At 70.5% G+C, this 22,488-nt stretch carries 24 protein-coding genes; 17 read left to right on the top strand and 7 right to left on the bottom strand.

Annotation, left to right across the window (positions count from 1 at the left end):
• The first annotated feature begins 117 nt into the window (after positions 1-117).
• The 3 genes from AC07NS_RS06270 to AC07NS_RS06260 all read left to right on the top strand — a co-directional run bounded on the left by AC07NS_RS06270 (position 118) and on the right by AC07NS_RS06260 (position 1,567).
• Complete coding sequence (locus AC07NS_RS06270) at positions 118-468, top strand: hypothetical protein (protein WP_494602237.1); 351 nt, start codon at positions 118-120, stop codon at positions 466-468.
• A gap of 17 nt (positions 469-485) precedes the next feature.
• A complete protein-coding gene (locus AC07NS_RS06265) occupies positions 486-866 on the top strand; it encodes a hypothetical protein (protein WP_494602235.1) in 381 nt (126 codons plus the stop codon).
• An 89-nt stretch (positions 867-955) separates the two neighbouring features.
• Complete coding sequence (locus AC07NS_RS06260; protein WP_494602234.1) at positions 956-1,567, top strand: superoxide dismutase; 612 nt, start codon at positions 956-958, stop codon at positions 1,565-1,567.
• Between the two features lie 61 nt (positions 1,568-1,628).
• On the opposite strand, the gene AC07NS_RS06255 is transcribed toward AC07NS_RS06260, so the two are convergent.
• Positions 1,629-2,471 carry a metallophosphoesterase family protein gene (locus AC07NS_RS06255; RefSeq protein ID WP_494602233.1) on the bottom strand — a complete coding sequence of 281 codons (843 nt, stop codon included), beginning with the start codon at positions 2,469-2,471 and terminating at the stop codon, positions 1,629-1,631.
• Entirely contained in the window at positions 2,468-3,325 is an 858-nt protein-coding gene (locus AC07NS_RS06250) for a diacylglycerol/lipid kinase family protein (protein WP_494602231.1), read from the bottom strand. Before AC07NS_RS06250 ends, AC07NS_RS06255 begins: the two co-directional genes overlap by 4 nt.
• 167 nt (positions 3,326-3,492) lie before the next feature.
• On the opposite strand from AC07NS_RS06250, the gene AC07NS_RS06245 reads away from it, so the two are divergent.
• The 4 genes from AC07NS_RS06245 to AC07NS_RS06230 all read left to right on the top strand — a co-directional run bounded on the left by AC07NS_RS06245 (position 3,493) and on the right by AC07NS_RS06230 (position 5,198).
• The gene (locus AC07NS_RS06245) at positions 3,493-3,834 is read left to right on the top strand and encodes a YMGG-like glycine zipper-containing protein (protein ID WP_494602230.1); all 342 of its coding nucleotides are present in this window, start codon (positions 3,493-3,495) and stop codon (positions 3,832-3,834) included.
• A gap of 144 nt (positions 3,835-3,978) precedes the next feature.
• Complete coding sequence (locus AC07NS_RS06240; RefSeq protein WP_494602229.1) at positions 3,979-4,395, top strand: OmpA family protein; 417 nt, start codon at positions 3,979-3,981, stop codon at positions 4,393-4,395.
• A 309-nt stretch (positions 4,396-4,704) separates the two neighbouring features.
• Positions 4,705-4,911, top strand: coding sequence for a hypothetical protein (locus AC07NS_RS06235; protein WP_487288871.1), 207 nt, complete (start codon positions 4,705-4,707; stop codon positions 4,909-4,911).
• Between the two features lie 14 nt (positions 4,912-4,925).
• Positions 4,926-5,198, top strand: coding sequence for a hypothetical protein (locus tag AC07NS_RS06230; RefSeq protein ID WP_494602228.1), 273 nt, complete (start codon positions 4,926-4,928; stop codon positions 5,196-5,198).
• A gap of 82 nt (positions 5,199-5,280) precedes the next feature.
• Here the strand turns inward: AC07NS_RS06230 and phyR are convergent, their stop codons facing one another.
• Entirely contained in the window at positions 5,281-6,072 is a 792-nt protein-coding gene (phyR, locus tag AC07NS_RS06225) for an anti-anti sigma factor/receiver protein PhyR (RefSeq protein ID WP_116489161.1), read from the bottom strand.
• Positions 6,073-6,303: 231 nt separating this feature from the next.
• On the opposite strand from phyR, the gene nepR reads away from it, so the two are divergent.
• The 5 genes from nepR (at position 6,304) to AC07NS_RS06200 (ending at position 10,333) form a co-directional block, all read left to right on the top strand.
• Positions 6,304-6,489 carry an anti-sigma T factor NepR gene (gene nepR, locus AC07NS_RS06220; RefSeq protein ID WP_110118974.1) on the top strand — a complete coding sequence of 62 codons (186 nt, stop codon included), beginning with the start codon at positions 6,304-6,306 and terminating at the stop codon, positions 6,487-6,489.
• A gap of 2 nt (positions 6,490-6,491) precedes the next feature.
• Positions 6,492-7,097, top strand: a complete 606-nt coding sequence (locus AC07NS_RS06215; RefSeq protein ID WP_110118973.1) for a sigma-70 family RNA polymerase sigma factor — start codon at positions 6,492-6,494, stop codon at positions 7,095-7,097.
• Positions 7,094-8,809, top strand: a complete 1,716-nt coding sequence (phyK, locus tag AC07NS_RS06210) for a sensor histidine kinase PhyK (RefSeq protein ID WP_494602227.1) — start codon at positions 7,094-7,096, stop codon at positions 8,807-8,809. The genes AC07NS_RS06215 and phyK overlap by 4 nt, the downstream gene beginning before the upstream one ends.
• A gap of 70 nt (positions 8,810-8,879) precedes the next feature.
• Positions 8,880-9,017 carry an entericidin A/B family lipoprotein gene (locus AC07NS_RS06205; protein WP_110120447.1) on the top strand — a complete coding sequence of 46 codons (138 nt, stop codon included), beginning with the start codon at positions 8,880-8,882 and terminating at the stop codon, positions 9,015-9,017.
• A gap of 206 nt (positions 9,018-9,223) precedes the next feature.
• Positions 9,224-10,333 carry a hypothetical protein gene (locus tag AC07NS_RS06200; protein ID WP_494602226.1) on the top strand — a complete coding sequence of 370 codons (1,110 nt, stop codon included), beginning with the start codon at positions 9,224-9,226 and terminating at the stop codon, positions 10,331-10,333.
• 29 nt (positions 10,334-10,362) lie between these two features.
• On the opposite strand, the gene AC07NS_RS06195 is transcribed toward AC07NS_RS06200, so the two are convergent.
• From AC07NS_RS06195 to chpT, 3 genes are all read right to left on the bottom strand, one after another.
• The gene (locus tag AC07NS_RS06195) at positions 10,363-11,193 is read right to left on the bottom strand and encodes a CheR family methyltransferase (RefSeq protein WP_494602225.1); all 831 of its coding nucleotides are present in this window, start codon (positions 11,191-11,193) and stop codon (positions 10,363-10,365) included.
• Complete coding sequence (locus AC07NS_RS06190; protein ID WP_494602224.1) at positions 11,190-11,567, bottom strand: response regulator; 378 nt, start codon at positions 11,565-11,567, stop codon at positions 11,190-11,192. The genes AC07NS_RS06195 and AC07NS_RS06190 overlap by 4 nt, the downstream gene beginning before the upstream one ends.
• 78 nt (positions 11,568-11,645) lie before the next feature.
• Positions 11,646-12,329 carry a histidine phosphotransferase ChpT gene (gene chpT, locus AC07NS_RS06185; RefSeq protein ID WP_494602223.1) on the bottom strand — a complete coding sequence of 228 codons (684 nt, stop codon included), beginning with the start codon at positions 12,327-12,329 and terminating at the stop codon, positions 11,646-11,648.
• Positions 12,330-12,455: 126 nt separating this feature from the next.
• Between chpT and AC07NS_RS06180 the strand changes: the two genes are divergently transcribed.
• From AC07NS_RS06180 to AC07NS_RS06160, 5 genes are all read left to right on the top strand, one after another.
• Positions 12,456-12,647 carry a DUF3553 domain-containing protein gene (locus tag AC07NS_RS06180; protein ID WP_110120443.1) on the top strand — a complete coding sequence of 64 codons (192 nt, stop codon included), beginning with the start codon at positions 12,456-12,458 and terminating at the stop codon, positions 12,645-12,647.
• Positions 12,644-13,423 carry a 3'(2'),5'-bisphosphate nucleotidase CysQ gene (gene cysQ, locus AC07NS_RS06175; RefSeq protein WP_494602222.1) on the top strand — a complete coding sequence of 260 codons (780 nt, stop codon included), beginning with the start codon at positions 12,644-12,646 and terminating at the stop codon, positions 13,421-13,423. Before AC07NS_RS06180 ends, cysQ begins: the two co-directional genes overlap by 4 nt.
• 177 nt (positions 13,424-13,600) lie before the next feature.
• Positions 13,601-15,976 (top strand): TonB-dependent receptor, encoded by a 2,376-nt coding sequence (locus AC07NS_RS06170; RefSeq protein ID WP_494602220.1) that lies wholly within the window; start codon positions 13,601-13,603, stop codon positions 15,974-15,976.
• Positions 15,977-16,154: 178 nt separating this feature from the next.
• Positions 16,155-18,824 carry a PAS domain S-box protein gene (locus tag AC07NS_RS06165; protein WP_494602218.1) on the top strand — a complete coding sequence of 890 codons (2,670 nt, stop codon included), beginning with the start codon at positions 16,155-16,157 and terminating at the stop codon, positions 18,822-18,824.
• A gap of 72 nt (positions 18,825-18,896) precedes the next feature.
• The gene (locus AC07NS_RS06160; protein ID WP_494602216.1) at positions 18,897-20,564 is read left to right on the top strand and encodes an MFS transporter; all 1,668 of its coding nucleotides are present in this window, start codon (positions 18,897-18,899) and stop codon (positions 20,562-20,564) included.
• Between the two features lie 166 nt (positions 20,565-20,730).
• On the opposite strand, the gene AC07NS_RS06155 is transcribed toward AC07NS_RS06160, so the two are convergent.
• Positions 20,731-22,479 (bottom strand): heparinase II/III family protein, encoded by a 1,749-nt coding sequence (locus AC07NS_RS06155; RefSeq protein ID WP_494602214.1) that lies wholly within the window; start codon positions 22,477-22,479, stop codon positions 20,731-20,733.
• Between the last annotated feature and the right edge of the window lie 9 nt (positions 22,480-22,488).

The following is a 22,488-nucleotide window of genomic DNA, read 5'->3' as shown; positions in this document are numbered from 1 at the left end:
GTGGTGAAGCTTTCGCGGTGACGCTAAGATGGGAACTGGCCGCACGGGCTCCGCGTTGACGGGGCGCAGCTTGACGCTGCATTCCCGTACAGCCTGCCGCGAACCGGAGACGAGATCATGCCCGCGAACGCCTTGAATCCTGCTCTCAAAGAAGCCGACAAGGCGCAGGCCGCCGCCGGCGTGGCCGCCGAGCACGCCGAACGCAGCTTCGCCGAAGCCGCCTCGGCCGCGAAGGCCAGCTTCGCCGACGCCGCCAAGCGCCTCGAAAAGAACCTGCTCGAAGGCTTCGACACCCTGCGCGCCCAGAGCCGCACCTACACCGACACCGCCGGCGCCCAGCTGGAAGACGCCCAGAAGTACGTCTCCGAACGCGTGCGCGAGCGTCCGATCACCGCCACCCTCGCCGGTCTCGGCGTCGGCGTTCTCCTGGGCCTCCTGCTCGCGGGCGGCCGCAACCACAACAAGTGATCTTCGAAAAGACCCTGATGACGCTGGCAGCGGCCGCGGCGATCGCCGCGGCCGCTGCCGTGAGCGTGTTCGCCGCCGCCTTCGCGCTGTACGCGGTGCTGGCCCCGTTCCTGACGCCCGCCGGCGCGGCCGCCGTGGTCGCGGCGGTGACGGCCTTCATCGTCGCGGTGGCCGGCCTGATCGCCGCCAACCGGGCCGAGGCCAAGCGCGTGCGCCACACCCCGACGCCGGAAGTGAACGGCTTCGCCGAACGCATCGTCGACATCGTCAAGGACCGTCCGATCCTGTCGATCGGCGCGGCCCTGGCGGCCGGCGTCTTCGCGCTCAGGAACCCGACCTTCACGGCGGCCGTCGCCCAGGCCTTCATGGCTTCGAGACAACCACCGCCCAGACGTTGATTTTCTGGCGCCGAGTTTTTTCGGCGCCAACGTCTAGCTTTCAACCGCCCCCGGCCCATTTTCCGGGGGCGTTTCGCCATGGAGCAACCATGTTCAAGCTGCCCGACCTGCCCTACGCCTACGAGGCGCTTCAGCCGACGATCTCGGCCAACACGCTGCACTTCCACCACGACAAGCACCATGCGGCTTACGTGAACGCCCTGAACGGCCTGCTGCCGGAAGGCGACACCCGCTCGCTGGAAGCCGTCATCGCCGACGCCGGTCCGGGCAAGGTGTTCAACAACGCCGCCCAGGCCTGGAACCATGCGTTCTTCTGGGAATGCATGAGCGCGGACGCCAAGGGTCCGGGCGAAGCCCTGGCCAAGGCCATCGACGAGACCTTCGGCGGCCTGGCCGGCCTGAAGGAAAAGTTCGTCGCCGAGGGCGTCGGCCACTTCGGTTCGGGCTGGGCCTGGCTGGTCGCCGAAGGCGACAAGCTGTCGCTGATCTCGACCCACGACGCCGACGGCGCCATGACCAAGCCGGGCGTGACCCCGCTGCTGGTCTGCGACGTGTGGGAGCACGCCTACTACCTCGACCACCAGAACAACCGTAAGGGCTTCCTGGAAGCCTGGTTCGACGCCCTGCCCAACTGGGCGTTCGCCGACGCCCAGTACGCCGCTGCCCAAGGCGATGGCGAAGCCTGGAAGTACCCGGTCTAATCGACCGATCGAGGGCCGACCTCGAGAAGGGCGGGATCGCAAGGTCCCGCCCTTCTTGCGTTCAGGCGACCTTGCAGTTGGGCCGACGGTTCACCGCCCAGGTCCGCCAGACGACGAAGCCGGTGCGCTCGAAGGCCATGGCGGTGATGCGCATCTCGGTCTCGTCGGCCTCGATGATGTTGAAGCTGGGCGGCACGCCGCGCTCGCGCACCGACAATGTGCCCGAGCCCACCGCCTGGGTGCAGCCGCCGGCGTAGGGGTAGGCGTGCACGAACGGGGCGTGGATATGCCCGGTCAAAACGAGATCCGCGCCGGCGTTGGCGAAGGCCAGGGCCGCGGCCTGCCCGCCGCGCACCTTGGCGGTCATCGGCCCGCCCATCATCTCGATCAGCGGGTGGTGGCAGACCACCACCTTCAGCCGCCCGGCCGGCTCGGCTTCGAGGCGACGGGTCACCGCCCTGGTCTGCGAGCGCGACACCGCTCCTTTCGACCAGTTCCAGCGGATCTGGGCGCCGCGCGCCGAATTGAGCGTGAACACCGCCGCCCGCTCGTCGCGGAAGCACAGACCGTCGGCGTCGCCGAAGCGCGCCTCGTAGCGCCGCCAGGGCGTCGCCAGCCGCTCCAGGATCTCGATCGGTCCCTTGAACGGCGTGTCGTGATTGCCCGGGGCCAGCAGCTGCGGCTGGGGCAGGCGCGCGAACCAGGCGCGGGCGGCGTCGAACTCGACCTGGGCGCCGTCCTTGGTCAGGTCGCCGGCCCCGATCACCAGGTCCGGCTTGGCCGCCTGGATGCACTCGACCGCCGCCTCGACCGCCTGCGGATGCTCGCCGCCGAAATGGACGTCGGAGACCTGGACCATCTTGAAGACGGGTGACACCGGCTCGGTCGGTTCGCGCGCGCTCACGGGGCGTCGTCCTTCAGGGCCAGGGCGCGGAAGGCCTTGGGTCGAAAGCGGATCGAGACGTGGTCATCCAGCCGCACCGGCTCGCCGTCGAGGATGGCCGGGATCCGCCCGCCGGCCCAGGCCCGGCCGATCCGGCAGCGCCGGACGCTGACGGCCGGGTCGTTGCGCCAGTCGCCGGTGACCGTCTTCACGCCGAGGCGGAAGATGTCGAGGGCGTTGGTCGGATCGAGGGCGGCGGCCTCCAGGGCCCGCTCGTCGGCGTCGAGGGCGCTGGAGACCAGGGGGCACATGAGGGTCAGGGCCTCGGCCTTCTCCTTGGGCCGGCCGTCCAGCACGTAGCGCAGGCGGCTCGAGAAAGCCCGACGCAGGGCCCGCTGGGCGCGCATGATGGCCAGGTCCGCCCGGCCCTGGCGCGCGGCCTCGCGCGCCTCGGCCCACAGGGCGGGGCTGCCCAGGATGGCGGCGACGAAAAACAATCGGCCGGCCACCTCGCCGCCGGAGATCATCTTTTCCTCGCCATGGGTCAGGCAGGCCGCCAGCGCCTGGGGCCAGGCGCGCTCGCCGTAGAGGGCGCGCGGCAGCATGTTCATGGTGCCGCCGGGCAGGGGCGCGACCAGCGGCCCGTCGGGACCGGCCATCTCGGCCGCCGCCCGGGCGGTGCCGTCGCCGGCCAGCACGAACAGCACGTCGGGCTTGCGGGCCAGGGCTTCCGTCAAGCACGGCTCCAGCTCGCCGCCGGCCGGCGCATGGACCCTGGCCTCGACGCCGTGCTCGGCCAGGATGGCCTCGGCCTGGGCGGGGCCGTCCCGTCCGACCGATCCCGAGGCGCTGTTGGCGACCAGTTCGACGCGCATGGAGGCTCCCGACGGCGCGGCCCCGAACGGCCGCCGTCCGGAGCTAACGGCGGCGCTTGGCCGGGGTTCCCCCGGAGTTCCCAAGACGACAGCCGAGCCGTCCGCCGGAACTTCCAGCGGTGGTGTTCCGTTTGACTGGCCGGGACACGCTCGAACGGAGAGCCACGATGAAAACCACAATGATCGCCTTGGTCGGCGTCGGCCTGCTCGCCAGCGCCTGCACCGCCACCGGCAACACCGAACGCAACGCCGCCGGCGGCGCGGCCCTGGGCGCCCTCGCCGGCGCCGTGATCGGCAACAATGTCGGCGCGGGCGACGCAGGCACGGGCGCGGCCATCGGCGCGGCCATCGGCGGCACCGCGGGCGCCATCAAGGGCTGCCGCGAGGACGGCGGCTGCGGCGCCACCAACGTCAATCGTCGCCAGTACTATGACGAGCGCGCCGGACGGTATTACTACTACGACTCGCGCAGCGGTCGTTATTTCTGGGAAGACGGCAGCCCCCGCTGAGGCGGCTCCGTCCAACAGGGTTTCGAAGGCGGTCGACGCGCGTCGGCCGCCTTTGGCATGTTCGCGATCGGCGGGGTTCACATAGAGGGGCTACGAATGAACAAGGCTGGCGTCTGGATCGCGGCTACGGCGATCGGAGCAACGATGACGGGATGCGCCACTGGGCCGTGGCCCAAGTCGCGATCGCAGATCGAGGCCTTGCCGGCCGCCTGTGACGACTTCTCGGTGTCGATCTATTTCGACCGCGATTCCGCGGCGATCACCCGCGAGGCCCGGCAGGTGCTGCGCGGCGCGGCCGACCTGGCCAAGGGCTGCACGGCCAAGAACGTCCACGTGGTGGGCCTGGCCGATGCGGTCGGCGCGCCCGACGCCAATCTGGCCCTGTCGCAACGCCGCGCCAGCGAGGTCACCGCCGCCCTGGCCAAGGTCGGCTTCCGCCAGGTGTCGTTCGAGGTCTCGGCCGCCGGCGACGCGGGCGCGATCACCCGCGACGGCGAGGCCCGTCCCCTGCGGCGGCGCGCCGACGTGCGCATCGATCTCGAGGCGCCGCCCAAGCGCTGACCTCTGGTCCAACGCACTGCGCATGAAGAAAGGCGGGCCGGTCGTCCGGTCCGCCTGAGGCATGACAGAAAGGGGGGTGCGGAGACGGCAGGCTGGCTTTCACCAGCCTCAAGTCGGGGGGGGCGTCGCCGCCTCCGCAAAGAGTAAACGACCTCCCCCACCCGGCGTTCCCAACAATCCGAAATATTTTTCGCCTCCCCGGCGAGCGGACATTCCGCACTTCCGACGAGCGCCTCGGCTGGAACATGGCCGTGCGCGGAACGTTGTTTCTTCGACCCGCGACATCGCGGGCGAATGGGGAGCGACGTGATGATCCGCGCCTATCAAGCCGCGCATGGCGGACTGGTCTTCGAAACCCAGCGTCGACGCAAGCAGGCCCGGAGTTCGCGGCTGCTCGCCCTGGCGACGGTGCTGGGCATGGCGCTGGCGGTCGGCACCGTCCAGCATTTCGCCACCGCCTGGCTCGACGCCGACCACGCCGCCTCGAAAGGCGCGGCCTGGACCGTCGCGAACTAAGTCAGGAGGTCCCCATGGCGACCGACATCAATACCGAACACAGCCCCACCCTGAAGGCCACGCGCGCCCGACAGGGCCGCTGGGGCCGCCACATCTTCTGGGTGCTGGTGATCTCGACCGTGCTGGCGGCCATCGCCCTGTTCGGGGCCTGGGGCATGCGCTCCGGCGACCTGGCCTCGGTCCAGCACAACACCGGCGCCGACACCCCGGCCGAAGCCGCCCAGGGCACGACCGTGCAGACCGCGCCCAAGCAGGCCCCGGGCGAAAAGACCGCGCCGGCCCACTGAGGCCTTCGCGCGCTCGACAAGGAAAAGGCCCCGGCGATCGCTCGCCGGGGCCTTCGCCTTTTCAGCCCTCGCAGGCCGCCGGTCAGGCGGCCTGGCGGGTCCGGCGCGGATGGAAGAACAGCGCCTGGCCGATGGCGGCCTTCACCGTTTCCGGCTGGAACGGCTTGGTGATCAGGAAGGTCGGCTCCGGGCGCTCGCCGGTCAGCAGGCGCTCGGGGAAGGCGGTGATGAAGATCACCGGCACGTCGAGGCGGGCCAGGATGTCCTTCACCGCGTCGATGCCCGACGAACCGTCGGCCAGCTGGATGTCGGCCAGAACGAGGCCCGGGGTCTTGCGGGCGACGGCGTCGACCGCTTCACCGCGGGTGGCGGCGATGTCGATCACGTCGTGACCCAGCTCGCGCACCAGCGCCTCGATGTCGGCGGCGATGACCGGCTCGTCCTCGATGATCAGCACCTCGGTGGCCAGTTCGGCGTCGATCTCGGCCTGGGCGTCGGCGATCAGCCGCTCGACCTCGCCGAAGTCGCAATCGAGGATCTGGGCGGCCTCGGTCGGCGTGAAGCCTTCCAGGGCCGTCAGCAGGAACGCCTGGCGCGAACGCGGGGCGATGCGCAGCAGACGCTGCGAGGCGTCGTCAGAGATATCGTCGCGACGCGCTTCGAGTTGGGCGCCCGAGGACAGCCAGATGGCGTGGAAGACGCGATAGAGCGCCACGCGCGGCGACAGCGCCGCGTCCAGCGAACGTTCGCCGGCGGCCAGGGCCTCCAGCGCGACGCGGACATAGTGGTCACCGGTAGTCTGGTCCCCGGTCAGCGCACGGGCGTAACGGCGAACGTAGGGCAGGTGCGGCGCCAGTCGGGCAAGAAGACTCATGACCCCTCCCGTAGAGTGTCTTCGAAACAAAAAAGGTCGTCCATCACGGCAAAGCTATGCCGTTCGATCGGGAGCATAACGTGCCCTGCGCGACGACGGTTCCGCAGCAACTCGATTTTTGGCACTCTACGCTCAAGCTTATGGAACCCGATGCGGAATCTGGCGTTGACCTCCAGCATTTATAAATTCGGCCGCAGGGGGCGGACGCTGCGCACAACCGGCGTCGAGGACATGATCGAACACGTACCCATGGAAGATCAACGCAAGGGATCCGCCTCGCTCGACGAGGCGCGGCTTCGTCAGCAGGCCATCGGCGTCAAGCTTCGCCAGATGTTCGACGAGGTGGTCAACGAACCCATCCCGGACGAATTCCTCGACATTCTGCGCAAGGCTGAAAAGCCTTCGGGAGAGCGTTGAGCATGAGCGAAGCGCAAGTCGGCCGGTCGCCCATCGATCCGGTCCGTGACGAGACCTTCAAGAAAGAGCTCGTCACCCTCATCCCGCACCTGCGGGCCTTCGCGCGCACCCTCACAGGTGATCCGACGGCCGCGGACGACCTGGCGCAGGACGCCATGATGAAGGCCTGGGACGCCCGGGCCAGCTTCCAGCTCGGCACCAACATGAAGGCCTGGACCTTCATGATCCTGCGCAACCAGTTCTATTCGGAGAAGCGTCGCTCCTGGCGTCAGAGCCAGCTCGACCAGGAGGCCGCCGAGCGGACCCTGGTGGCGGTCGACGATCCGGAAGCGCCGGTGGCGCTGGACGAGCTGCGCATGAGCCTGGCCATGCTGCCGCCCGAACAGCGCGAAGCCCTGATCCTGGTCGGGGCCGGCGGCTTCGCCTACGAGGAAGCGGCCGACATCTGCGGATGCGCGGTCGGCACGGTGAAGAGCCGGGTCAGCCGGGCCCGCCGGGCCCTGCAGGCCATCCTCGAGTCGGGCGGCTATGAGCGTGACGGCGCCGCCGCCGGCGACGCAATGCACGCCATCCTGGCCGATGCGGAGCGTTTGAGCACCCAGCGGTGAAGCGCGTGTACGGCCGCGCGGCGGAGGTCGTCGGCACCATCCGGGTCCGCTTGCTGCTGACCCTGACCCTGGCGCTGCTGCCGGTGCTGCTGATCGGCGCGCTGCAGTCGGCCCTCGTGTTCAAGCACGAGGGCGACGCCCGGCGGCAGAGCCTCGAGCTCGCCGCCGGGCGCAGCGCCGCCATCGCCCGCGCCCGCATCGAGGCGGCCGGCGTGCTGCTCCAGACCCTGGGCCCCGGCTCGGTGGGGCTGGAATGCGCGCGCCGGCTCGACGCGGTGAAGGCCCGCCTGCCCGGCTACGCCAACCTGATCCGCTTCGATTCCTACGGCCGCGTGGCCTGCGCGGCGGGAACGACGCCGCGTGACCCCGAGCGCGCCCACCGTCCGTGGTTCCTCGACCTGGCCGCCGGCGCCCACCTGGCCGTCGCCCCGACGCCCGGCGCGATCTATTCGGGCGAGCCTTCGGTGCTGACCGCCGTCCGCGCCGAGGACTCGGCCGGGGTGTTCGACGGGGCCATGGCCGCGGTGCTGACCCTGTCCAGCCTCAAGCCCGAAACCGCCAACCGCTTCCTGCCCGACGGCGCCGAGATCGGCCTGGCGGACTCGCGCGGCCAGGTGTTCTCGGCGACCACGCCCGGCGCCTTCGGCGAGCCGCGCCCCGCTTTGCGCGACGAGATCGACCAGGGCCGCACGGTGCTGTGGTCGGGCAAGGACGCCCAGGGCCGCCGGCGACTGTTCTCGGCCGCCTCGCTGGTCGAGGACGATGTCTTCGTGATCCTGTCGGCCCCGGCCCCCGGCATCGTCTCCTGGGCCTCGTTGAACCCGATCTCCAGCATGCTGCTGCCGTTGCTGGCCTTCGCCCTGGCCCTGATGGCGGTGTTCTGGGCCACCGAGCGCGAGGTGATCCGCTGGATCGTCTATCTGCGCCGGGTGGCGGCGATCTACGCCAAGGGCCGCTTCACGGTGCGCCCGGTGCAGGCCTCCGAGCGCGCCCCGCCGGAGATCCGCGAACTGGCCAAGACGCTGGACGACATGGCCGTCGGCATCGTCCAGCGCGACGCCTCGCTGCGCGACAGCCTGGCGGAGAAGGACTCGCTGATGCGCGAGATCCACCACCGCGTGAAGAACAACCTGCAGATCATCACCTCGCTGCTCAACATGCAGCAGCGGGCGTTGACCGACCCGGCGGCGCGCACGGCGATGAACGACACCCGCCAGCGGATCACCGCCCTCGCCCAGATCTACCGCGCCCTCTACCAGGGGCCCGACCTCAAGCGGGTCGACCTGCGGCCGTTCCTGGAAGAGCTGACCGCCCTGCTGCTGGCCGGCGACATCAACGGCCCCGGCGCAGTGCGAACCGAGGTTCACGCCGACCCGCTGGTCATCGACCCCGACCGCCTGGCGCCGCTGGCCCTGTTCGCGGTCGAGGCCATCACCAACGCCCAGAAGCACGCCTTGGCCGAACGCGGCGGCGCGCTGACGGTGGACTTCTTCGTGCGCGGCGAGGAGGCCGAACTGGCCATCGGTGACGACGGCCCCGGCGCCCCGTCCGGACCGGGCGAGGGGGTGGGCCGCACCCTGATGACCGCCTTCGCCCGCCAGCTTCGCGGCCAAGTGAAGTTCGACGTCAGCCCGATGGGCGGGCTCCTTGTGCGGCTTGTGTTCCCGACGCCCCAGGCCCTGCCCCCGGTGCAGCAACAGACCGGAACCTAGGCCGCGCGGCCACGTTTGCTCTGGGCGATCCATCATCCGCCCACGAGGGCGAAAAGCGGAGAACCTCCCCATGCGCAAGCTGATCATTTTCGCCGCCCTGGCGGCCAGCCTGACCGTCGCCGCCTGCAACACCGTCGAAGGCGCCGGCAAGGACGTCTCGTCGGCCGGCAAGGCCGTCACCGACACCGCCCGCGACGCCAAGAACTGATCCCGTCGCCTCGACTGGATGCGAGGGGCCCGTCTCAACCCTGAGGCGGGCCCCTTTCCGTTCGGATCGCCAGATTACGCCGATGACGTCGAGAAACGGGCGCGCCCCTCGCCCACGCATCAAACTTTGCAATTCTGACACAAAAGACTCGGATTTTCTGTCTTCGGGGAGATAACCAGGCCAAGTCCGCAAGCCACGCTGTGGTCATGTCGGTTCCGGTCGCTTCCCTCGATTCCGCCCTTCCCCCCGTGTTCGTGCACAGCGGCTGGCGCTGCTCGAGCACCTATATCTGGAGCCGGTTCCGCGCCCTGGCCGGCGTGCGGGCCTATTACGAGCCCTGGCACGAACACCTCGAGACGATGACCCACGAGATCATCGCCCGCGAGACGCCCGAGCACACGCGGCTGCGCCACCCGGGCGGCGACCGTCCCTACCTCGCGGAATTCTCGGACCTGATCACCGCCGAAGGCGGCGTGGCCGGCTATCACGAGCGCTTCGCCCTCGACGGCTATCGCCTGGCCCCCGAGCAGGACGATCCGCAGCAGCAGGCCTATGTCGCCGGCCTCGTCGATCACGCCCAGGTCCAGGGGGAAGTCCCCGTGCTGGCCTGTTGCCGCACCCTGGGCAAGATCGAGTGGCTGCGTCGCCGGTTCGGCGGCTTCCACATCGTTTTGATCCGCGACCCGCTGCAGCAGTGGCTGTCGTTCTACTCCCTGCGCAAGCGCCCCCGGCCGACCTATTTCGAGATCTGCCAGTACGTGCTGATGTCGGAGTTCGCCGAGGCCGACAGCCTGCGCGGCGACCTGAAGGTGCCGGATTCCCGCGGCCACGGCTTCGCCGGACGGCTGGCGGCGGTGCGGGGACGACTGAAGCGCGCGCCGGCCAAGGTGTCGTTCGCCGCCTTCCTGTCGATCTACATCCTGTCCTACTTGCAGGCCCTGCCGGAGGCCGACCTCGTCATCGACGTCGACCGCCTGGGCCGCGACGCCGACTACCGGGCCGCCGTCTCTCAGGCGATCGAGGCGGGCTGCGGCCTGTCGCTCGACTTCTCGGACTGCCGCACGCCCGAGCCGCGCGAGACCGCCCCGCCCGTGCGCTACCGGCAGATGTCGCGGCGGGTGGTCGAGCGGCTGGACACGCGCGGCGCCCTGGCCGCGCCCGGGGCCACGGCCCTGCTGTTCGGCAAGCTGGCGCGCGCCATGGTCGACGCGCCGGAACCGCCGCCGTCGGCGTGGCGGACGCTGGCGTCGTGGCTACGCGGCCAGCGCGAGGGCATGGCTCAGGCGGTTACCCGACCCGCGCCTCGCCTGGGCTGACGCTCAGGGTCGTTTCGCTCAGAGAAGCTTCAGGCCGCGACGGCGCGGTAGGCCGGATCGCGGGCGAACACGCCGGGACGGCCGGCCACCGGATGCAGGGCCTCGGTCACGCCGGCCAGGCTCTCGGCCTCGCCCAGCACCAGCAGCCCGTCCTCGGTGAGGCGCGCGGCGAGGCTCTCGACCAGGCGCGCGCGCACCGACGGGTCCAGGCCCGGCAGCACGTTGCGCAGCATGACCAGGTCGAAGGCGCCCATGCCCGACAGGTCCGACATCAGGTTGATGCGCCGCCAGCGTACGGCCTGGCGGATGCGGGGCGAGATCGCCCAGGTCTCGTCCTGGTTCTCGAAATGCTTGATCAACAGCCGGATCGGCAGGCCGCGCTGCACCTCGAACTGGGTGTAGAGGCCGCTCTGGGCCTTCTCCAGGCAGCGCTCGGACAGGTCCGAGGCGAAGAACTCGAAGCGGACGCCCGGCTCGAGATTGCGGGCCTCGTCGGCGGCGATGGCCAGGGAATAGATCTCCTGGCCGGTCGAGCAGGCCGCGCTCCAGATCCGCACCGAGCCGTCCTTGCGGCGGCGCGACAGCTCCGGCAGCGCCGTGTCGCGCAGGAAGGCGAAGGTGGCGCGGTCGCGGAAGAAGGCGGTGTCGTTGACCGTCAGGGCCTCGACCACCGCCCAGATCAGCCGCTCCTCGCGCTTGGCGCGCAGGGCCGCCACCAGGGCGTCGATCGAGGGATAGCCTTCGCGGCGCGCCAGCGGCGCCAGGCGGCTCTCGACCACGTAGTGCTTGTCGGTCTCGACCTTCAGGCCGGCGCGGGTGCGGCCCAGAGCCGCCAGCAGATCCATGTCCTCGGGGGTCATAGCAGGCCCGCCTCGGCGAACTTGGCGGCGATGATCTCGCCGTCGAAGGGCTTCATGATGTATTCGTCGGCGCCGTTGTCGAGGGCCAGGCGGATGTTCTCGACCTTGTTCTCGACGGTGCAGAACACCACCACCGGCGCGTCGCCGCCCGGCTCCTGGCGCAGGCGCTGCAGGAATTCCAGGCCGTTCATCACCGGCATGTTCCAGTCGAGCAGGACGGCGTCGGGCATGGCCGCGCGACACCAGGCCAACGCCTCCATGCCGTCGGCGGCCTCGGCGATGTCGAAGCCGATGTCTTCCAACGCACGGCGGGCGACCTTGCGGATCACCCGGCTGTCGTCGACGACGAGGCAGGTCTTCACGGCACGCTCCAAATCGTAGAGGAGCAGGATGACGTGGTCCGGGTTAAGGAGCGGTGACGTCGCCGAAAAACGTACGGTTCAGTCAGCCGATCAGTCGGCGGGCGTCCAGGCGGCGATGCTGACGCGCTCCTCGGCGATCTCGACGCCGATCTGGCCGCCAGCGGCGCGGACTACCGCATGGAGATAGGCCGCCTGCACCCAGGGACCGCCCAGGCCCTCGCCCAGCGGCTCGCCCTTCAGGCCGGCCAGCACCTCGGGACGCAGGCGGGCGCGGGGGCCGACGGCGTCGGCGGTGATCGCGGTGCGGCCGTCGGCGACGACGGCGCGCAGCGTGGCCTCGCCGCCGGCCGGCAGGGCGCTGGCGGCGATCTGGGCGATGTTGAGCAGGGCGCGCGAGGCGGCCTTGTTCAGCGACTGCGGCGCTATGTCCCAGGTCAGGTTGGGGCGCACGTGGGCGAAGACGCCCTGCTGGGCCAGCTTTTCCAGTTCGCGGGAGTCGAAGCTCTCGGCCGAGGCCGAGGCGCCGAAGGCCACGCGGGTGAACTGCAGCAGGTCGGCCAGCTTGCGGGCCGAACTGGTGATCAGGCTCATGGCGTCGTCGCGCATGTCCTGGGCGCTGGGGTCTTCCAGCAGGTCCAGGCCCGAGACGATGGCGCTGGCCGGGCTGATGAAGTCATGACACAGGCGCGCGGCCACCAGGGCGGCGAAATCCGGGCCGTTGACGTCAAGCGTGGCGGCGGGCGCGGGCGAGGCGGTGGCTTCGGTGTCGGTCATGGCGCGATCTTTGGCGTGATTTGGGACTTTGGCAAACGGGACCGCCGGATCACGGCGACGACTTTTAGGGCGTCCGAGCGCCTAAAACCGCTCCCGCTTTGCGCCGCCAGCCTCTATCAGGTGCGTGTGATGGATCCCTTTCTCGAACCCGGCGCCCTGGTGCGCCATCCCGGCCAACCCGATTGGGGCCTTGGCCAGGTGCAGTCCGTGACCGGCCATCGCGTCACCGTGAATTTCGAAGAGGCCGGCAAGCAGACGATCGACGCCCGCGTCGTGACCCTGGACTTCGTCGGCGACGACCCCCGAGGACAAGCATGAGCTCCGCCCCCCTTCCGGCGAACATCGGCCGCGACCTGGCCCGCATCGTCGAGGCCGCCGCCGAGGTGATCCTGCCGTTCTGGCGGACCGAGCTGGACGTGGTGCGCAAGGCCGACGAGAGCCCGGTGACCGAGGCCGACCGCGCCGGCGAAAAGGTGATCCTGGCCCTGCTGGCCCAGCAGTTCCCCGAAATCCCCGCCATCTCCGAGGAGCACGCCTGCGAATACGGCACGCCCGACCAGATCGGCCCGCGCTTCTTCCTGGTCGACCCGGTGGACGGCACCAAGGCCTTCGTGCGCGGCGATCCCAACTTCACCGTCAACATCGGCCTGATCGACCAGGGCGTTCCCGTGGCCGGCGCCGTCTGCGCCCCGGCCACCGGCGAGGTGTGGTTCACGGCCGAAGGCGGGGTGCTCAAGCGCGAAGGACCGACCGGCGACGAGACGCCGGTCCGGGCCCGCGCCTGGCCGCAGGGCGAGGCCCTGGCCCTGGTCAGCCACACCATGAAGGAAGACAAGGCCACGGCCCTAGCCGACCAGTACGGCTTCAGCCTGCGCGCGCCCATGGACTCGTCGATCAAGCTGGCCCGCATCGCCGAGGGCGCGGCCGACATCTATCCGCGCCACGGGCCGACCATGGAATGGGACACCGCGGCCGGCCACGCCCTGATCGTCGCCGCCGGCGGCCGCTTCACCACCCCCGAGGGCGAGCCCTTCCTCTATGGCAAGGCCGACCAGGGCTTCCGCAACGGCTGGTTCGTGGCCCGCGGCGCCTGATACGAAGGCGATACGTTGCATTATGGCCACGGTTGCGGCGTGCATCCGTGGCCGCGCTCCTCCTGCGACTGATTATTATTGCACCCCGGCAAAGGCATAACTAAGAACGCCTCGCAATTTCAGGACAAGGGCCGCGGATCCTTCCCTCCGCGACCCGAGCTGGGGTCTCTCGACAAGATGCAAAAGCCTTCCTCGCCCGCCGCCGCCGGCGTTCGCAGCCACGCCCGTCGCGCCCTGGGCGCCGCCGCCGTCGCCGGGGTCGCCGGCCTCGCCATGGCGCCCGCCGCCTTCGCCGCCGACGCGGTGGACGCGGCCCCGGTCGCCACCGCCCCGGCTTCGGCTCCCGCCACCAGCGCGGCCGACGTGCAGGAAGTGTCCGGCATCGCCGTCGACGCCCGCAAGGCCACCGACATGCAGTCGGGCAAGTACACCGCCCCGCTGGTCGACACCCCGCGCTCGATCACGGTGATCTCGTCGCAGATCATCGAGCAGACCGCCTCGACCTCGCTGCAGGACATCCTGCGCACCTCGCCGGGCATCACCTTCGGCGCCGGCGAAGGCGGCCAGCCCCTGGCCGACCGTCCGTTCATCCGCGGCCAGGCCTCGGGCAACAACATCTTCGTCGACGGCATCCGCGACAGCGGCGGCCAGTCGCGCGAAGTCTTCGCCCTGGAGCAGGTCGAAGTCGTCAAGGGCGCTGACTCGGCCTATGGCGGCCGCGGCTCGGGCGGCGGCAGCATCAACCTGTCGACCAAGACCCCCAAGGCCCAGAACTTCGTCCGCGGCGGCCTGGCGGCCGGCACCGACAACTATTTCCGGGGCACGGTCGACGCCAACTATGCGTTCGCCGAGAACGCCGCCTTCCGCCTCAACCTGATGGGCACGCAGGGCGACACCCCCGGCCGTGACAGCGTCGACTTCAAGCGCTGGGGCATCGCCCCGTCGCTGGCCTTCGGCATCGGCACCCCCACCCAGGCGACGCTGACCTACTACCACCTCGACACCGACCAGGACCCCGACTACGGCATCCCGCTGGCCAGCAAGCGCACCTGGGGCGTGGCGGGCACCGACAGCCGCACCCGTCCGGCCAACGGCATTCTCGATGTCTCGCGCGACGCCTATTACGGCCTCGACCGCGACTTCCAGAAGACCAGCGCCGACATCGGCACCTTCATCATCAAGCACGAGATCAACGACAACCTGACGGTCCGTCAGGCCGTGCGCATCGGCCAGTCGGTCAACGACTACCTGGTCACCAACCCGGGCGACGGCGGCGCGGCCCAGTTCGTGGCCGGCGAATGGTGGATGAAGCGGGGCACCAAGTCGCGCTGGAACGAGACCACCACGGTCGCCTCGGTCACCGACCTGAGCGGCAAATTCGACCTCGGCTCGCTGAAGAACAGCTTCAACATCGGCCTGGAAGTGTCGCGCGAGGTGAACGACAACGCCTCGTACGTCATCTACACCACCAAGGGCTCGACCTGCCCGACCGGCTTCACCAACAACGTCACCACGGCCGGCGTCGGCGACTGCACCCGTCTGTACGCCCCCAACCCGTCGGACGCCTGGGAAGGCATCATCACCCGCGGCCCGTCCTCGCGCTCGGTGACCAAGACCACCGCGCTCTACGGCTTCGACACCGTCAACCTGACCGACAAGCTGCTGCTGAACCTCGGCCTGCGCTACGACGAGTACGAGACCGACGGCTACAACGCCACGGCCGCCTCCTCGAACGGCGTGATCACGGCCGTCACCTACGCCACCCTCGCGACCGCCAAGTGGGACTTCGTCAACTACCAGGTCGGCCTGGTCTACAAGCCGACCCCGAGCAGCAGCGTCTACGCTTCCTACGCCACGTCCTCGACCCCGCCGACCATCTCGGGCGGCGACCAGAACACCGCCTCGGGCTCGGGCACCGGCAACCTCGCCAACGAACTGCTTGATCCCGAAGAGTCCACCAACGTCGAACTCGGCGCCAAGTGGAACCTGTTCGGCGACCAGCTGGCCCTGTCGGGCGCGATCTTCCGCACCGAGCGCAAGAACGCCCAGATCCTGGTCGACGCCACGACCAGCACCTACGAGCAGGCCGGCAAGACCCGCGTGCAGGGCGTCGAGCTGGGCGCGTCGGGCAAGGTGACTCCGAAGTGGCAGGTGTTCGCCGGCTACACCTACATGGACAGCGAGCTGGTCCGCGGCGCCATCACCAGCGTCAACATCGGCGACCCGCTGGCCAACACGCCCAAGCACTCCTACAGCCTGTTCACGACCTACCGCGTCCTGCCGCAGATCTCGATCGGCGGCGGCGTCTACGGCGCCTCCAAGAGCTTCGGCGGCAACCAGGGCGGCGCTGGCGGCGGCGCGACCGGGGTCTTCGCTCCGGCCTATACCCGCTACGACGCCTTCGCCTCGTGGAAGGTCAACGACAAGGTCGACCTGCAGCTCAACGTCCAGAACCTCAGCGACGAGCGCTACATCCTGCGCACCAACGGCGTGCACCACGCCGACCCGGCGCCGGCCCGTCAGGCCCTGCTGACCCTGAACGTTCGCTACTGATCTTTCGCCTCTTTCAGGTGAAAAAACGCACAAACCCCGCCCGGAGCGATCCGGGCGGGGTTTTTCGTTGATGGCCGGAAACCAAGACCCGGAAATATTCGCCTGGCGCGAGCCGGCGCCAACCTAAAGTTTACCCTTGGGCGCGACGATCCGCCTCACCTTCCGCCGGGAGCTGGGATTGTCCTCGCCGCGCTCGCCAGACACGCCGCCCGCGCCTCTGAGCCAGGCCGAGAGCGCGCAATGGTTCTTCGAGAACGCCCACGACCTGTTCGCCGTCGTGGTCGAGGGCCGCTTCGTCACCGTCAATCCGGCCTGGACGCGCCTGACCGGCTGGACCGCCGCCGAACTGATCGGCCAGCCGCCCCTGAAATTCATCGACCCCGAGCACCACGCCGAGCTGATCCAGGCCGGCGAGGTCATCCGCGCCATGGGCGGCACGGTCCTGCGGGTGCGCATGGTCTGCAAGGACGAGCGCCGCGTCTGGCTCGAGGCGCACGTGCGCCGGGGCCCGGCCGGCGAGATGGTCGGCACCCTGCGCGACGTCTCGGCCGAGGTGGCGCGCAAGGCCGAACAGGCCGTCTCGCGCCGCACCCGCGAGATGCTGGCCTCGGCGGCCGGCGTCGGCGTGTGGAGCTTCGATCCCGTCACCCAGCGCATCGAGTGGTCGAGCGACATTCTGAGCCTGACCGGCCTGCGCCCCGAGCAGGTCTCGACGCCCGAGACCTTCTACGCCCAGCTCGACGAGCCCGAGCGCAGCCGCGTACGGGCCACTTTCACCCGCGCCGTACGCACCGGCCAGGGCGGCACGATCGAGCACCACATGCGCGGCGCGACGGGCCAGAAGTTCTCGTTCCGCGCCACCTTCCAGACCGAGCCGCGGCCCGGCGGCGTCTTCGCCCTGCGCGGCATCTCGCAGAACATCACCGAGGTCGCCCGCGACCGCGACCTGGCCCGCTGGGGCGAGCAGAAGGCCCGCCGGCTGGTCGAGGGCGCGCCCTTCGCCGTGGCCCTCTATGACCGCGACCTGCGCCTGAAGGTGGTCAGCCCCCGCTTCCTGGAGATCTTCCAGGCCAGCGAGGCCGAGGTCATCGGCAAGTCGCTGCAGGAGCTGACCTATGGGGCGCGCAAGCGCTTCGTCGCCGCCGTCGAGCGCGCGCTGACCGGGCAAACGGTGGTGCGCCGTGAGGACAGCCTGACCGACGGCCAGGGCCGCGAGCACCGCCTGCGCTGGGAGGCCCGCCCCTGGCGCGACGCCAACGGCGCGATCGCCGGCGTCATCACCTACATGGACGACGTCACCGCCCTGGCCGACGCCCGCCGCGAGGCTCGCGCCAACGCCCGGCGGCTGAAGACCGCCCTGGGCGCCGCCCAGGCCGGGGTCTACGAGATCGACCACGCCGAGCGCTCGTTCTGGGGCTCGCCCGAGTTCCACCGCATCCTGGGCCGCCGGATCACCTTCGAGGACGTGCGCCAGGCGATCTGGCCGATGATCCGCTCCGAGGACGTGGCCGCCGTCTACGCCGCTGGCGCGGTCGGCCGCTGGGGCGAGCGGGCCTTCGACGCCCGGGTCGTGCGTCCCAACGGCGAGGAGCGCTGGATCCGCCTGTTCCACGAGGTGCGCCGCGACGCCTCGGGCCGGGTGCGCAAGGCCTATGGCCTGGTGCTCGACATCGACGAGCAGAAGCGCGCCGAACTGGCCCTGGTCGAGGCCGAACGCGCCGCCCAGGCCGCCAACGAGGCCAAGGCCCAGTTCCTGGCCAATATGAGCCACGAGATCCGCACGCCCATGAACGGGGTGCTGGGGATCATCCACCTGCTCAAGCGCCAGGGGCTGTCGTCGGAAGCCGACCACCTGCTGGGCGAGGCGCTGGCCTGCGGCCGCATGCTGTCGACCCTGCTGGACGACATCATCGACTTCTCGCGCATCGAGGCCGGCCGCCTGGACGTGACGCCCGAGCCGATCGACCCGGCCGACCTGGTGCGCAGCGTCGCGCGCCTGCTGAAAGGCCAGGCCGAACACAAGGGCCTCGCCCTGATCGTCGAGGCCCCGGACGTCGGGATCGTGCTGGCCGACCCCACCCGCCTGCGCCAGGCCCTGTTCAACCTGGTCGGCAACGCCGTGAAGTTCACCCTGTCGGGTTCGGTGACCCTGCGCCTGCGCCGCGAAGGAACCGACCGCCTGGCCTTCGAGGTGGCCGACACCGGGGTGGGCATCGCCCAGGACGCCCAGGCGCGCCTGTTCCAGCGCTTCCAGCAGGCCGACGCCAGCACCACCCGCCGCTTCGGCGGTTCGGGCCTCGGCCTGGCCATCACTCGCCGTCTGGCCCAGATGATGGGCGGCGAGGTCGAGTTTTCCTCCATCGAGGGCGAAGGTTCGACCTTCCGCCTGACCATCGCCGCGCCGTCGGTGGCCCAGCCCGCCCAGGGCGACGCCGTCGACGAACAGATGCTGCAGGGCCTGAAGGTCTTGGTGGTCGAGGACAACCCCACCAACCGCATGGTCGCCCGCCGGATCCTGGAGATGCTGGGCGCCTCGGTCGAGACGGCGGAGGACGGCCTGTCGGGCGTCGAGGCAGCCGAGCGCGGCTTCGATTTGATCCTGATGGACGTGCAGATGCCGGGCGTCGACGGGCTGGAGGCCTCGCGCCGCATCCGCGCCCTGCCCGGCCCGGCCGGCGCCACGCCGATCGTCGCCCTGACCGCCAACGTCCTGGCCCATCAGCGCGCCACATACCTGGCCGCCGGCATGAACGGCGTGGCCGCCAAGCCGATCTCGCCCACGGCCCTGCTGTCGGAGATCGTCCGCGTCGCCGAAGCGGCCGCCGCGGCCCAGGCCGCCGTCGCCTGACAACGTTCTCCCAAGGCTTCCCAGGACGCCGCGTTCCGGGCTAATCCTCCGATCAATCAGGGGGAATTCCGAATGACGGAAGCGGTACCGGGCGCGGCTCACAAGGAAGGCGCGTCGATGCGCACGGTGGTGGCGGCCTCGTCGGCCGGCACCGCCTTCGAGTGGTACGACTTCTTCATCTTCGGCAGCCTGGCCCTGGTCATCTCCAAGACCTTCTTCACCGGCCTGTCCGACACCGCCGGCTACATCGCCGCCCTGGCCCTGTTCGGCGTCGGCTTCGCCTTCCGCCCCCTCGGCGCCCTGGTCTTCGGCAAGATCGGCGACCAGGCCGGCCGCAAGGGCGCGTTCCTGGCCACGGTGCTGCTGATGGGCGGCGCCACCTTCGCCATCGCCCTGCTGCCCACCTTCAAGCAGGCCGGAATCATCGCTCCGATCCTGCTGATCATCCTGCGCTGCGTGCAGGGCTTCGCCCTGGGCGGCGAATATGGCGGGGCGGCGATCTATGTCGCCGAGCATTCCCCGCCGGGCCAGCGCGGCCGGGCGACATCGTGGGTGCAGAGCTCGGCGTCCCTGGGCCTGTTCGCGGCGCTGCTGGTCATCCTGGCGACCCGCTGGGCGCTGGGCGCCCTGATCGGGCCGGAGGCCTTCGACGCCTGGGGCTGGCGGATCCCCTTCGCCGTCTCGATCGGCCTGCTGGCGGTCTCGGTCTGGATGCGCCTGAAGCTCAGCGAAAGCCCGACCTTCGCCCGCATGAAGGAAGAGGGTGCGGCGTCCAAGGCCCCCTACGCCGAAGCCTTCGGCCAGTGGAAGAACCTCAAGCTGGTGCTGCTGGCCTTCTTCGCCGTGATGTCAGCGCAAGGCGCGGTCTGGTACACCACCTTCTTCTACATCCAGACCTTCATGGAGAAGTTCCTCAAGGTCGCGCCCGGCACGATCAACGGCCTGATGATGGGGGCCGCGGCGGTCAGCGCGGTGCTCTACGTCGTCTTCGGCGCCCTGTCCGACAGGATCGGCCGCAAGCCGGTGATGCTGGGCGGCATGGCCCTGGCCCTGGCCTTCTACTTCCCCGGCTTCCACCTGCTGGAGCGCGCCGCCAACCCGGCCCTGGCCGAGGCCTCGGCGAGGGCGCCGGTCAGCGTCACCGCCGCCCCCGGCGATTGCGCCCTGCAGTTCGATCCCATCGGCAAGGCCGCCTTCGTCTCGTCCTGCGACATCGCCAAGAGCGCCCTGGCCAATGCCGGCGTCTCCTACGCCAACCAGACCGGCCCGGCCGGCGCCCCCGCCGTCGTCCAGATTGGCGAGACGCGCATCGTCTCGAAAAGCGCCGAGGGCCTGCCCGCCAAGGAGGCCAAGGCGGTGAAGGCCGCCGGCGAGGCCGCGATCAAGGCGGCGCTGGCCAAGGCCGGCTATCCGACCGCGGCCGACCCGGCGCGGATGAACCTCTGGGGCGTGTTCGGCGTGCTGCTGGTGTTCGTGATCGGCGCCACGGCCCTCTACGGCCCGCTGGCCGCGGCCCTGGTCGAGCTCTTCCCGACCAAGGTGCGCTACACCGCGCTTTCGCTGCCCTACCACATCGGCACGGGCTGGATCGGCGGCTTCGTGCCCTTCAGCGCCTTCGCCATCGTGGCGGCGGTGGGGAACATCTATGCCGGCCTCTGGTACCCGGTGATCTTCACCCTGATCAGCGTGCTGACCACGGCGTTCCTGCTGCCGGAGACGAAGGGGCGGTCGCTGGACTAGCCCCTCTCCCCTTGCGGGAGAGGGTGGCCTCCGGAGGAGGTCGGGTGAGGGGTCGAAAGCCCTGTCCGCCGTGACGGCGGTCAGGCTGGGCGCGACGTCGGAATTTTGAGAGACCCCTCATCCGACGCCTTCAGCGCCACCTTCTCCCGCAAGGGGAGAAGGACCTCTAATGATCCGCCGCCCGGGCCAGCTTCCACCTGATCTTCGCGCCCTTCTCGGCGCGGACCTGGCTTTTCAGGACGATCACCCCGGCCTGGCGGGCGTGGCCGTGGTCGAAGTGGGGGGCGGCCAGGACGGCGACGTCGGGCGCGTCGTTGCGCAGCCACCAACCGATGTTGGACGGCCCCTTGATCAGCACGCTCTTGCCGTCGCGGGCCAGCGAGGCGCGGGCGTCGGGGTGCAGGTGGAAGCTGATCTTGAACGGATGATAGCGGCGCGGACCGTCGGTCTTGGCCTCGGCCATCGGGATCAGGCTGTCCTCGCCGCGCAGCTCGTCGGCGGCGATGTCGAGGAACAGGCGGCGGGCGTGCTTGAGGCCCAGGCGCCGCCAGCCGTCATGGACGATGTCGAGCCAGACGCCCTGCTCGGCGTCGTGGCGACGGGACTCGACGTTGGTCGCGCCGTCCACCAGCCAGGGACCCAGCGCGGCGGCGCGGAAGCCCGACAGCGGCCGGCCGGCCGAGCCGCCGCCCACCGACACGGTCGAGGCGGCGTCGGACAGACGGAAGGCCTGGGCGTTGGCCGCCTCTGGGCTCCAGCCGCTGGAGGTGATCAGCCGGTCCTTGCCGCAGATGATCTCCAGGGCGGCGGGCTGGGCGCAGGCCGAACGGCTGAGCGCGCCCACGGGCGGGACGCCGGCGTCGGCCATCACCTGGATCGTGCCGCCCTGCATCTTCTGGAAGCCGGCGTGCGGCATGTCCATCGGCGGTTGGGGGCCATGGTCGTCATGCGCCAGGGCGGCGGCGATGCGGGCCGGCTCGATGGCCTCGCCGCCGTGGAAGGCCGCCAGCCGTCCGTCGGCCAGGGCGAAGAAGCGCGCGCCCGACGACAGGCGGTCGATGGCCCGGCTCATCGCCTCCGGCGTCGGCCGGCCGCGCTGGCCCAGGGCGTCGTCGAGGGTCAGCAGGTCGAACAGCAGCTCCAGCCCGGCCTCGGGCGAGCGCGAGGCGTGGCCGCCGTCGGCCAGGACGACCGTGTCGAGGCAGCGCAGCACCCGGCGCAGGCCCTCGGCCATCAGGCGGTCGCTGGCCTTGCCGACCAGGGCCGTGCCGGCGATGGTCACCACCACGGCTCGCTCCAGGACGCGATCGGGCGCGTCGGAGGCTCTGAGCAGCTGACGGGCGCCGCGGGCTATGTCGAGGGCCAGGGCCGTCGCCTCGGCGTCCGAGGCGCCCGGCGACAGGGTCTTGGCGCCGCAGGCCAGGTGGAAGGTGCGGCGCTCCAGGCACTCGCCCGACCACGAGAACTGGTTCCAGGTTCCGAACACCCGCCGCCAGTCCTGGATCAGCCGCAGGGCCCGCCGCGCGCCCTCGGGACCTTGGGCCAGCAGGCCGGGCAGCCAGTCAAAGCGGTGCAGGGCCACGGCGAAGGCGCGCGAGGGACTGGGGGTGTCGAAGGGATCGCCCTCGGCCCCGACCTTCAGGCTCTCGTCGTGCAGGGTCAGAACGCCGTCCAGCAGCTGGCGGCCACGCTGGGCCTGCACCGGACGGGGATCATGCGGCCGGGCGGCCAGGCCGACGGGACGCGGCGAGGAGATCAGCGCCCGGTGCGGCGGCGAGCCGAACCACTCGCGCTCGACGCCGGCGCGGACCGAAGCGGCGATCGACCGCGCCAACACGGATCCCCGGCGCACAGGACGTCCAGCGGGACGGCCGGCGGCCTGGGATGCGGAAGGCGTGTCGGGCGCGCCGGTCATGCGGTAGCG

Source organism: Caulobacter sp. GW821-FHT10A10 (assembly GCF_059415745.1).
The sequence above is the reverse complement of the archived record's forward strand: the minus strand, read 5'-3'. Positions and strand labels throughout refer to the sequence as shown.

Excerpts from the sequence above, each read along its gene's own strand:
- AC07NS_RS06240 (WP_494602229.1), top strand. The coding sequence starts at position 3,979 with ATGACGGGATGCGCCACTGGGCCGTGGCCCAAGTCGCGATCGCAGATC.
- AC07NS_RS06215 (WP_110118973.1), top strand. The coding sequence starts at position 6,492 with ATGAGCGAAGCGCAAGTCGGCCGGTCGCCCATCGATCCGGTCCGTGAC.
- nepR (WP_110118974.1), top strand. The coding sequence starts at position 6,304 with ATGATCGAACACGTACCCATGGAAGATCAACGCAAGGGATCCGCCTCG.
- AC07NS_RS06160 (WP_494602216.1), top strand. The coding sequence starts at position 18,897 with ATGACGGAAGCGGTACCGGGCGCGGCTCACAAGGAAGGCGCGTCGATG.
- AC07NS_RS06235 (WP_487288871.1), top strand. The coding sequence starts at position 4,705 with ATGATCCGCGCCTATCAAGCCGCGCATGGCGGACTGGTCTTCGAAACC.
- AC07NS_RS06265 (WP_494602235.1), top strand. The coding sequence starts at position 486 with ATGACGCTGGCAGCGGCCGCGGCGATCGCCGCGGCCGCTGCCGTGAGC.
- AC07NS_RS06205 (WP_110120447.1), top strand. The coding sequence starts at position 8,880 with ATGCGCAAGCTGATCATTTTCGCCGCCCTGGCGGCCAGCCTGACCGTC.
- chpT (WP_494602223.1), bottom strand. The coding sequence starts at position 12,329 with ATGACCGACACCGAAGCCACCGCCTCGCCCGCGCCCGCCGCCACGCTT.
- phyR (WP_116489161.1), bottom strand. The coding sequence starts at position 6,072 with ATGAGTCTTCTTGCCCGACTGGCGCCGCACCTGCCCTACGTTCGCCGT.
- AC07NS_RS06200 (WP_494602226.1), top strand. The coding sequence starts at position 9,224 with ATGTCGGTTCCGGTCGCTTCCCTCGATTCCGCCCTTCCCCCCGTGTTC.
- AC07NS_RS06155 (WP_494602214.1), bottom strand. The coding sequence starts at position 22,479 with ATGACCGGCGCGCCCGACACGCCTTCCGCATCCCAGGCCGCCGGCCGT.
- AC07NS_RS06170 (WP_494602220.1), top strand. The coding sequence starts at position 13,601 with ATGCAAAAGCCTTCCTCGCCCGCCGCCGCCGGCGTTCGCAGCCACGCC.
- AC07NS_RS06195 (WP_494602225.1), bottom strand. The coding sequence starts at position 11,193 with ATGACCCCCGAGGACATGGATCTGCTGGCGGCTCTGGGCCGCACCCGC.
- AC07NS_RS06260 (WP_494602234.1), top strand. The coding sequence starts at position 956 with ATGTTCAAGCTGCCCGACCTGCCCTACGCCTACGAGGCGCTTCAGCCG.
- AC07NS_RS06250 (WP_494602231.1), bottom strand. The coding sequence starts at position 3,325 with ATGCGCGTCGAACTGGTCGCCAACAGCGCCTCGGGATCGGTCGGACGG.
- cysQ (WP_494602222.1), top strand. The coding sequence starts at position 12,644 with ATGAGCTCCGCCCCCCTTCCGGCGAACATCGGCCGCGACCTGGCCCGC.
- AC07NS_RS06245 (WP_494602230.1), top strand. The coding sequence starts at position 3,493 with ATGAAAACCACAATGATCGCCTTGGTCGGCGTCGGCCTGCTCGCCAGC.
- AC07NS_RS06270 (WP_494602237.1), top strand. The coding sequence starts at position 118 with ATGCCCGCGAACGCCTTGAATCCTGCTCTCAAAGAAGCCGACAAGGCG.
- AC07NS_RS06230 (WP_494602228.1), top strand. The coding sequence starts at position 4,926 with ATGGCGACCGACATCAATACCGAACACAGCCCCACCCTGAAGGCCACG.